This is a genomic window from Candidatus Roizmanbacteria bacterium CG_4_9_14_0_2_um_filter_38_17 (assembly GCA_002788855.1).
Lineage (GTDB): Bacteria > Patescibacteriota > Microgenomatia.
Map to the genome: position 1 here is coordinate 49,144 of PFSB01000009.1, position 10,714 is coordinate 59,857.

Annotated in this window: 9 protein-coding genes; all 9 read left to right on the top strand. The window is 37.9% G+C overall.

Annotated elements, in window-relative coordinates:
* Positions 1-415: 415 nt before the first annotated feature.
* Positions 416-4,117: a hypothetical protein gene (locus CO050_02085; GenBank protein PJC31857.1), complete on the top strand. Its 3,702-nt coding sequence runs from the start codon at positions 416-418 to the stop codon at positions 4,115-4,117.
* A gap of 80 nt (positions 4,118-4,197) precedes the next feature.
* On the top strand, positions 4,198-4,461 hold the full coding sequence (locus CO050_02090; GenBank protein PJC31858.1) for a hypothetical protein: 264 nt from the start codon (positions 4,198-4,200) through the stop codon (positions 4,459-4,461).
* A complete protein-coding gene (locus tag CO050_02095; GenBank protein ID PJC31859.1) occupies positions 4,448-4,726 on the top strand; it encodes a hypothetical protein in 279 nt (92 codons plus the stop codon). The genes CO050_02090 and CO050_02095 overlap by 14 nt, the downstream gene beginning before the upstream one ends.
* 51 nt (positions 4,727-4,777) lie before the next feature.
* Positions 4,778-5,764, top strand: a complete 987-nt coding sequence (locus CO050_02100; protein ID PJC31860.1) for an adenosine deaminase — start codon at positions 4,778-4,780, stop codon at positions 5,762-5,764.
* Complete coding sequence (locus CO050_02105; GenBank protein PJC31861.1) at positions 5,764-6,378, top strand: uracil-DNA glycosylase; 615 nt, start codon at positions 5,764-5,766, stop codon at positions 6,376-6,378. Before CO050_02100 ends, CO050_02105 begins: the two co-directional genes overlap by 1 nt.
* 50 nt (positions 6,379-6,428) lie before the next feature.
* A complete protein-coding gene (locus CO050_02110; protein PJC31862.1) occupies positions 6,429-7,412 on the top strand; it encodes a hypothetical protein in 984 nt (327 codons plus the stop codon).
* Positions 7,409-8,911 (top strand): B12-binding domain-containing radical SAM protein, encoded by a 1,503-nt coding sequence (locus CO050_02115; protein PJC31863.1) that lies wholly within the window; start codon positions 7,409-7,411, stop codon positions 8,909-8,911. Before CO050_02110 ends, CO050_02115 begins: the two co-directional genes overlap by 4 nt.
* 31 nt (positions 8,912-8,942) lie before the next feature.
* Entirely contained in the window at positions 8,943-9,938 is a 996-nt protein-coding gene (locus CO050_02120) for a hypothetical protein (GenBank protein PJC31864.1), read from the top strand.
* A gap of 92 nt (positions 9,939-10,030) precedes the next feature.
* Positions 10,031-10,714, top strand: a 684-nt coding sequence (locus CO050_02125) for a hypothetical protein (GenBank protein PJC31865.1), incomplete at its 3' end; no start/stop codon positions are given.

Genomic DNA, 10,714 nt, shown 5'->3' on the forward strand with positions numbered 1-10,714 from the left:
TCTTAAACAAGATGGCAGTTATCCTGAGGATTTGAAATTGTTAGTAAATCATAATTTTTTTCACTACTCTGGATCAAAGGAAGCATATTTTCATCATTTTGATACTTTAGAATTTGCAACTATTCTAGTTGAAGGTCATTGAGTGCAGTTTTGAAGGTAAAAAAACACCTCGAACTTTTATGTTATCTAGTTTTGTTATAAAGGCTATCGACCCCTTCTTGAAGCAAGTTAACATTACAACATCAAAATAAATAAAAATTTGAAGAAGCATTATTGCAATAGCTTGCTTGGGTTGGTTTGGGATCTGGTGAAACCGCTCAACTTAAGGTCCCACCCTTCACTTCGTAAAGGCCTCGCCTTGTTTCGCTTAGGTTTTTGTTGACAAGTTTAGGCTGATTGTGGTTTACTTAATGTAATGCCCAATCCAATTTCTGATATTAAAGATAAGTTCAAGAAAGATAATGTCAGCGTAATCAATGCAGACCCAGTCACTCCTGTGGTGAATGATTCTCCTGTGGATCCAAATAAAGGAACAATGAATCCTGAGAAACGCACAGGAATAGATATTTTAACTCGCTTAACTCAGCGTTCAAATCAGACAATGATGGCGGGGGTTAACAAAGCTAAAGAGTTACATAGCCAATTCATAGATACAGAACACGTGTTTTGGGGTCTATTGACAGATCCAGGTATATATAAGCTTCTTTCTGAGATGAAAAAAACACCAAGCGAGATCCAGACAGATGTTGAGGCAGTGCTAAAACAAGGCGATAGTCATGATAGTCCTCAGTTTTCTCCTCGAGTAAAGCGGGTATTAGAGTATTCGTTGTCTGCAGCCAGATCGTTGGGTTATGAGTTTATTTCACCTGAACATCTTTTATTAGCGCTTATACAAGAGGGTGAGGGTCAAGCAGCGCAGATAATGAGCAAGCATGGATTAAGTGTCGAAGAGGTGAATAAAAAAATATCTGGTAAGACAACAAGCGTGGCAGGTGAAGAAACAAAAAAACAGTTATCAGCTATTGAGCAATTCTCGCATGATCTTACCAAGGCAGCTAAAGATGGAAAACTAGACCCAGTTGTTGCCAGATCAGCTGAGATTGAACGCATGATGCATATTTTATTACGTAGATCAAAGAATAATCCCGTGTTAATAGGAGAAGCTGGAGTAGGAAAAACAGCAATCGTGGAAGGCTTAGCGCAGAGAATTGCGAGTGGAAACGTACCTGAATCACTGATGAATAAGAGAATATTATCCATTGACTTAATGAGTATTATTGCTGGCGCAAGCCATCGAGGAGAATTTGAAGAAAGACTAAAAAATCTAATTAAGGAGATTAAAGCCTCTAAAGGGGAAATAATTATTTTTATTGATGAGATTCATAATATGGTAGGTGCCGGTGGTGGGGGAAACTCAATGGATGCTTCTAATATATTAAAGCCATCGCTTGCCCGGGGAGAGCTGCAGACGATTGGTGCTACTACGGTGGCTGAATATCGTAAATATATGGAAAAAGATCGGGCTTTGGAGCGACGTTTCCAGCCGGTTATGGTTGATGAGCCTACGCCAGAGAAAGCATTACAGATGGTACGAGCTCTCAAAGATAAATATGAAGCATTTCACAAAGTATCTATTCCAGAAGCTGCTCTAGAGGCGGCGGTGCGGTTATCTCATAGATATATAGGTGATAGATTTTTACCTGACAAAGCTATAGATTTAATAGATGAAGCTGCCTCGTCCATTAGGCTACCCTCTATATCACTGCCAGAGGAAATTCAGAGCTTAAATGAGCAGATAAAACGACTTATAGCCGATAAAGAAGAAGCTGTCAAAATTAATGATGATGTTCAAATAATAGGACTTGATCGAAAGTTAAAGAAATTTCAACAAGAACTTGGTGAAAAACAAAAAGCGTATGAGATGAAAAAAGCGACTACTACAACTGAGGTAACGGTTGAGGCAATTCAGGATATTGTTTCCCGCTGGACAAATATTCCAATCTCTAAACTAACAGAGTCTGAAACTAATAAGCTACTAAATTTAGAAGACATGTTGCATGCGCGATTAATTGGTCAAAAACAAGCAGTAACTGCAGTAGCGGAAGCCGTGCGCCGTGGGCGAGCAGGCTTAAAATCTACTAAACGGCCAGTAGGATCGTTCATTTTTATGGGGCCAACGGGTGTGGGTAAAACAGAGTTAGCTAAAGCATTAGCTGAGATATTATTTGGATCAGAAGAGCGCATAGTAAGGCTAGATATGACTGAATATATGGAAAAACACGAGGTTGCAAAGTTAATTGGTGCTCCTCCAGGATATGTTGGATATGAAGAGGGAGGTCAATTAACAGAAGCAGTACGTCGACACCCCTATTCTGTTGTATTGATGGATGAAGTAGAAAAAGCTCATCCAGATGTGTTTAATATTTTACTGCAGGTGCTTGATGATGGAAGACTGACTGATAATAAAGGACGGACAATTGACTTTAAAAACACAATTCTTATAGCAACTAGCAATATTGGAACTGAATTGATACAGGAAGACATGGTTCAGGAGGGTACTTTTGAAGCAGTAGTTGAACCAGTTTCAACTCTAGTTTATTCACCAACGGGACGCATCGTATTAACACAAGGCAATAGAATGTGGCAAAAAGAGAATAGAGATGTGGCCTGGAAATATGGTGCATTAGAAGATTATTTTCAAGGTGAAGATTTGTCTCAAGCAGCTCCCTTAGACTTAAAACAGAAATTTCCAGTTGATGGCTTTGATACTCACATGATTGCACCCTCAGGGGAAGAACTTATAACTCGAGATAATCGACTGTGGAGACGTACATCTACTACTAGTAAAGCCTGGGAGTTAAGTAAATTGTTGGATTATTTTAAAGGACACGAGGTAACTAATGCAGGCGCGGATAAGCCGGAACAGCAGCTACCAACTGCAAAGCTCTCGACGGTGGCAGTATCACCATCGGAAACACAAATTATTACATATGGAGATAGATACTGGATGCGCAATGGCATGGCTTCACTTAAGTGGGAAACTGGTTTTCTAGCAGATTATGTTATTGGTACGCTAACAGGTAACTCTATTGTCCAGGAAGTTGCGATAGTTGCGCCGCAAGTGGCAGCTGTCTCAACTAGTGGACCATCAGAACCTGACATAGAGTTGCAGAAGAAAGTTAAAGAGCTAATGACAAGTGATAGTGGGCAATTGGTAGAAAAAATAGATAAAAGTGAGCCTTTACCTGCTGATGGATGGAGTGCACACTTTTTCAATGATAAAGGAGAAGAATTTATTGTCAAAGGTCGTAAGTACTGGAAACGTAAACAATTTAATGAAAAAACTTGGCAGAGTGGAATGTTGCCTGAATTATTCACTTCTTACACAATCCAAAATGCTGCTCCAGACAGCGTCGAACAGATGCATCCTCTTGGAGAAGAAGTAAATAAATTACAAACTGAGCAAGAGAGCGAGGATAAAAAGAAATATGCTCAGCTAAAGAAGATGTTGACTGAAAAGCTTCAAGAATTCTTTAGACCGGAGCTTATTAATCGTTTTGATGATGTCCTAGTCTTTAAGCCATTGTCACAATCAGAACTATTAAAAATAGTTGACCTACAGATAGCGGGATTGGCAGACTTATTAGAAGATCAAAATATTGGCTTGCAGGTTTCTGATTCTGCTAAGAAAGAGTTAGGCGTAGAAGGATATGATCCTATGTTTGGAGCTAGACCACTGCGCCGAACGATTCAACGCATGCTGGAGAATCCAGTATCTTCTATGATTATTAAAGGAGAACTTAAATCAGGAGATATTGTTATCGTTGATTATAACGGTAGCGAGTTTATCTTTACTGCGAATACGCGTTTAAAGCGTCCAAGTAAGATAGAAACGGAGGTGAATACAATGGATAATAACAATCTACAACAAGATCCGACACAGACACCGCCAGTAGTACCACCAGTGACAGAAACATCAAAAGTGGATGCGCCAGCACCAACAAGTGGGATACCAGTAGATGACGTAAGTCAGCCAGTGGTACCTGAAACACCACCTGTGCCAGTAGTGCCTTCAGTTGATATTGCTACGAAAATGCAGACTCCTTGGAGTAGTTAAATAAGAAAATAAGGACAAGGCTCGCTGTTTTATCTAAATATTAAAGGCAAGGCCTTTAATATTTTTCAGTTGACAAATAAATAAATTGTATTGGAAATAGAGATAAAAATTTAATAAAACATAAAGTAGTCAATAAGGAATGTGAAGAAGTGTTTTTTAATCAACCATTAATCATTAATTCTGATAGCAAACATTTCAAAAATGAATATAGATACCAAGCTTTAGGAAAAACAAGCGCAAATAGATTATTATTTATTGCATTTACTCATAGAAACAGACTTATAAGGATTATTTCTGCCAGAGACCAAAATAAGAAAGAAAGGAGGCAATATGAAAAAGCTTAAAACAATACCAAAATTTAAAACTGAAGATAACGAACGAGAGTTCTGGACAACTCACGATTCAACTGATTATGTTGATTGGAGTAAAGCAGTAAAAAACCCTGCCATGCCCAATCTTAAACCATCTACAAAGCCTGTAACCGTAAGATTGCCAGAATCACTACTTGTTGATCTAAAAACCTTAGCCAATAAACAGGATATACCTTATCAATCGTACATGAAAATGATATTAGCTGATAAAGTAAAGAGAGAATACTCTGCAAAATAACACCTTTGCATGGGGTCTTGCCTTTGGTAGGTTAACACCTTATAATTACCTATGGTAGATTTACAGTTTGCTGGCATGGAAAACATGTCAGATCTTCATCAGCATTTAGGATCTTCATCGACAGCAAATTTTCTATGGGAGCTAGCTCATCAACAAGGCATTAAGTTGCCTGAGAAAGACTACTGGAAATTTATGCAGCTTATAAGGATGGATACAAGTGTTTCCTTTGAGGAATATGTTACACGTTTTTTTGAAATTCCAGAGAGGATTCAATCTAGTCCTTATGCAGTAGAGCGATCAGTGCACCATGCTATTTCCAATACTTACCGCAAAGCCAACGCAAAACTAATAGAAATTAGATTTAATCCAATGCTTAGAAATAGAGGAGGAGAGCACGATTTGGATAAAATTATATTGGCATCAGTTATAGGAATGAAGAAGGCTGTTCTAGAATATCCAGTTTCAGCTGGAATCATTTTAATGATGGATAGAAGGTTTAGTAAAACTAAGAATGAAGTAATCGTAGATAAAGCAATTAAGTTTCATAGAGATGGTGTAGTGGGAATTGATCTAGGCGGACCAAATAGTGAAAAATTTAATTATCTGCAAATTGCAGATGCAGTTGCAAAAGCGAAAGAAGCTGGTTTGGGGGTTACTGTTCACACTGGTGAATCTACTCCCGCAGAAGATGTCTGGAGCGCCGTTGAAATCCTTAAACCCGATAGAATAGGGCATGGGGTACGAGCATCTGACGACGTTAAACTTATGAAGTATTTAGCCAAGAAAAATATTGTACTTGAGGTTTGTCCTACTTCAAACTTGCGAGTTAAGTTTGTGAAAGATTTGAAAGATATGAAGAGAATTTTGCATAAATTTATGGAATACGATGTAAAGTTTACAATTAATTCTGACAATCCACAATTGTTGCAGACAAATGTTTCTAATGAGATGGATCTTTTGTATAAAAATGGTATCCTAGACAAGAAGCAGATTGAGCAGTGTCTTAAAAACTCTCTAGAAGCATCTTTTATTCGTTAATGAAAAGTAAAACTGATAGACTACGTGAGATTAGAGATGAAGTTCTTGAACTAGAGTTGTCACCGCTGTATGAGTATCGGAAAGCCAATAACTATTTCCCAGTGTTAGGAGAAGGAAGCCATGACTCCAAAATTATATTCATAGGTGAAGCACCTGGAAAAAATGAGGCAGAAACTGGCAAGCCATTTTGTGGTGCATCGGGGAGGATATTAGATGAATTGCTTACCTCTGTAGATATTGAGCGCTCTCAAGTGTATGTTACAAATATTGTAAAAGATCGCCCACCAAATAATCGCGATCCCAAGCCAGATGAAATAGCATTGTATTCGCCATTCTTAATTCGCCAAATTAATGTTATCCAACCAAAAGTTATTGCGACACTAGGAAGATTCTCCATGGTGTTTATTATGGAGCAATTTGGGCTAGGTGATGAATTGAAGCCAATTAGCAAGATGCATGGGATGGTTTTTGATGCAAAAACAGATTCTGGTAATGTAAAGATTTTGCCACTTTATCACCCAGCTGTCTCGGTATATAACCCTAATACAAAAAAAGATCTACTAGCTGACTTTCAGACACTAAAAAAGTTGCTCATTCCAGGAATGTCAACCTAGTACATTCCTGGAATGGGTTTGTCTTCATGAAGTGATATACTTGCAGACTCATGGCAAAACGAGTAAAAGTTACTGTTGTCATCCCACTGGAAGATAGAAGTAAGTATCTATCTGAGACGCTTTTGTCTTATGAGAAGCAGACATATAAAAATTTTGAGGTTATTCTTTCTTCAACCAACAAGTTTCAAGTTAAGCAGAAGTTTGCAAGGTTGATTGTAGATAAAAGCTTAGCTGGTGATCCGGCAAGTAAGAGGAATAAAGTAATAGATCATGGTAAGGGAGAAATAATTATATTCAATGATGACGATGTTTTTGTACCACCTGGCTATATTGAACGCATAGTTGAGTTGTTTAGTAAGTCAGAGACATATGGAGCGGGTGGACCACTTCTGACACCTCCAAGTGATAACCTCCTCAAAGGAGCTGGTGGACTAGTGTGGGAGAGTTATGTTGGAAGTATGGGAGCGGGAGTTTTTCGTTCGCGTAAAATGAAACCTCGTGTGGTATATGACTACCCAGCTGCAAATTTAATTATTCGTAGAGATGTATTTGTTGAACTTGGTGGTTTTGAGTCAGGCATGTACCCTGGGGAAGATACAAAGCTGTGCTTGCTGTTATCTGAAAAGTACAATACAGGAATACAGTATAGTCCAGATCTATTTGTATATCACCATAGGCGTTCTTTGTTTAGACCTCACCTACAGCAAGTAGGTAGATATGGAACGCAGCGTGGTCAGTTTGCCCTTTCCTACCCTCAGACATCATTTACATTGCCATACTTTATCCCATCGGTGTTGCTGTTATATTTTTTAACACTACCTTGGACTGCTCATTACTCAAGGCTTGTCTTAATTCCAGGACTGTTGTATTTAGCAGTAATTATTGCAGAAGCAATGATCTTTGCTTATAAAAAGAATATAATAATCGCAATATTAATGGTGCCAGCTGTGATCACGACGCATATGTATTATGGATACAGGTTTATGGTGAGTTTTATGCGTAAATTAATTGTTAAGATCGGTAATTCTGTATGAAAATAGTTATTAGTTATCTGCCACTGCAAGGACCAGGAGTGCCCTTGTTGGGGCAAAACCGTCAGTTTCAGTGGTTTAGGAGCCCACTAACATCGTATGTAATTTATCCAGTTGTGCCAGCTAGCGCGGCAACCTTACTTTCAAAAAATGGACACGATGTCTTGTGGTTAGATTGTGCGGCAGAAAAATTAAATTACTCTCAATTTACCAAGAGGCTTGAGGAAAATACACCCGATGTAATGGCGATTGAAAGTAAAACACCCGTTATTAAGCAACACTGGAAGATAATTGATGATCTAAAGATAAGGTTTCCTAAGATGAAATTGGTATTGATGGGAGACCATGTTTCTGCTCTCCCTGAAGAATCGTTAGAACAGTCTAATGTTGACTATATTTTAATCGGAGGAGATTTTGATTTTAGATTGCTAGAGTTAGTAGATTACATGTCTGGTAAGAGCAAAAAACTAAGTACAGGCGTGTGCTATAGAGATAAAAACGGGAAAATTGTTCGTACGGGAGGCAATCAGAGAGGATATGATCTTAATTCGTTGCCAATGATTGATCGGGAGCTTACCAAGTGGCAGCTATATTCAAAAGGTAATGGAAACTTTAAATATACCCCCAACACCTACACCATGATTGGTCGTGACTGTTGGTGGAGGAGACCCGCAGAAGGAGGTAAAGCAGGGTGTACATTTTGTTCCTGGACGAGCATATTTCCAACCTGGAGTAAAGCAAGTCCAGAGAAGTTGTTAGATGAAATAGGACAACTAATAAATCTTGGTGTGAAGGAAGTATTTGACGATACTGGTACGTTTCCAACAGGAGTGTGGTTAGAGCAGTTCTGCAAAGGTATGATTAAGCGAGGGTACCATAAAAAAATAGTAATGGGCTGCAATATGCGAGCGGGGGCATTAACAAAACAACAATATCAGCTACTAGGAAGAGCTAATTTTCGCTTTGTTCTCTATGGGTTGGAATCGGTAAATCAAAAAACTCTGGATCGCATTAACAAAGGTACTACTCACCAACAGCTGGAGCAATCATTAAAATGGGCGAAAGAAGCTGGTCTTGAGCCACACATTACAACCATGTTTGGTTATCCTTGGGAGACCTTACGGGATGCAATGCGTACTGTGAAATTCATTCACCGATTATTTAAAAAGGGGCTGATTGACACTATGCAGGCAACAATATTAATACCATATCCTGGTACAGCGCTGTATGACCAAGCGATGGCTAACGATTGGTTAATAACGAATGATTATGCTCGCTTTGACATGGGTGAGCCAGTGCTTAAAACTCCACTATCAGATAAAGAGCTTAAAAAAGTGGTGAGAGATAGTTATAGTGCTTTTTGGTCTCTAGGATATATTAAGCGAAGAATTGTTGAAATTAGAACGTTAGACGATTTAAAGTTTCTTGCCTTTCTGGGAACAAAATACGTTAGCAAACTATTAGATTTTCTACCCAGTAATACACTAAGGCAAGGCCTTTAATTTTATTAAAGGCCTTGCCTTAAATAAACGTATGAAATATTCTACAGTTAGCATAATTATAGCTACATTAAATTGTGCTGATTCTTTGGTTGAATGTTTAACAAGTATATCTGGGCAAAAGTATCCAAAAGGTAAGATTGAGATAATTGTAGTAGATGGAGGATCCAGAGATAGTACAGTATCAATTGCGGAGAGATTTAATTGTAAAGTATTAATAAAAAAAGGAGTATTATCTGAAGCAGCAAAATCCTATGGTCTAGAAATAGCTACGGGAGAATTGGTTATAGATATTGCTTCGGATAATATATTACCAACTAATGATTGGTTAAAACTACTAGTTAATCCATTGATGAAAGATAAGCGATTAGTTGGCAGCTATCCTTTGCGCTATTTGTATCGAAAAACTGACTCGATATTTAATCGCTACGTTGCCCTTTTTGGAGTTAATGATCCTCTTCCATTTTATTTAGGCAAGGCAGATAGGTTGAGCTATTTGTATGATAAGTATAATTTGGCTGGAGATGTTGAAGATATGGATGAATATTATAGGGTTGTATTTACTCCAGAAAATATGCCAACCTTGGGAGCAAATGGATTTGTAATAAGGACAAAATTGTTAAAAAAAGCGCGTGTAGATCCTGCGCACTTTTTTCACATAGATGTTATTTATGACCTTGTAGAGCAAGGTTTAAATAATTTTGCAGTGGTAAATAACTCTATTATCCATAAAACAGCTGATACACTAATATCTCTTATGAAGAAAAGACTGAAATATATGGATACTCTATATCTAAAACAGATAACTAATAGACGTTATCATATGGTTACAAAGAAGAGCTATTTAAGGTTATTATTATATGTATTTTATTCGCTAACTATATTCCAGCCACTATGGGTTAGTTTTGTAGGTTTTCGAAAGAAGAAAGATCTTGCTTGGTTTTTACATCCTTTAGTATGCTTTACTATAACTCTAACCTATATATATTGCGTAGCTAGAGCGAGTATAAGGCTAAGCCCTTCACGATAGTGAAAGGCTTAGCCTTTAGTACGAGCAGTTAAGCTGAATTCTAAAACTTTACAAAATGGGCTATAATTGATGAGTAGTTAATAAGTAATAGCATGAATTATAAACTAAACCTAACTGATAACGAAAAAAGAGATATTATAAAATATTTGGAGTCAGGTAAACCATTGCCTGAAAAATACCGGTTTTTGCTTTTTGATACAGATCGAGAGGTTGAGCTTTTATGGAACGGAAAAACTGATGAAGTGGAAAATATGGTTTTGCCTTTTCAAGCGATTGAACATATTGACGAACCGAGAAGCGAAGAAAAAATCACGGCACAAACTACATTATTTGATACTTCCGGCAGACAGATCAAGGGTTGGTCAAACAAACTTATTTGGGGCGACAACAAGTTGATTTTATCATCGCTCAAAAATGGTCCGCTTAAAAAACAAATTGAAGCCGAAGGCGGACTAAAACTAATTTATATTGATCCGCCGTTTGATGTGGGCGCGGATTTCTCCATGAATATTGAAATCGGCGAGGATACTTTTACCAAAAAACCGTCGGTTATTGAAGAAATCGCTTACCGCGACACGTGGGGCAAGGGCGCTGATAGTTTTATTGCCATGATTTATGAGCGGTTAAAACTTATGCACGGGCTTTTAGCAGATGACGGCAGTATTTATGTGCATTGTGATTGGCGAGTGAATAGTTTTATGCGGTTGGTCTTGGATGATATTTTTGGTAAAGAAAATCAATCCGGAGAAATAGTATGGAATTATAGTTGGGGATTA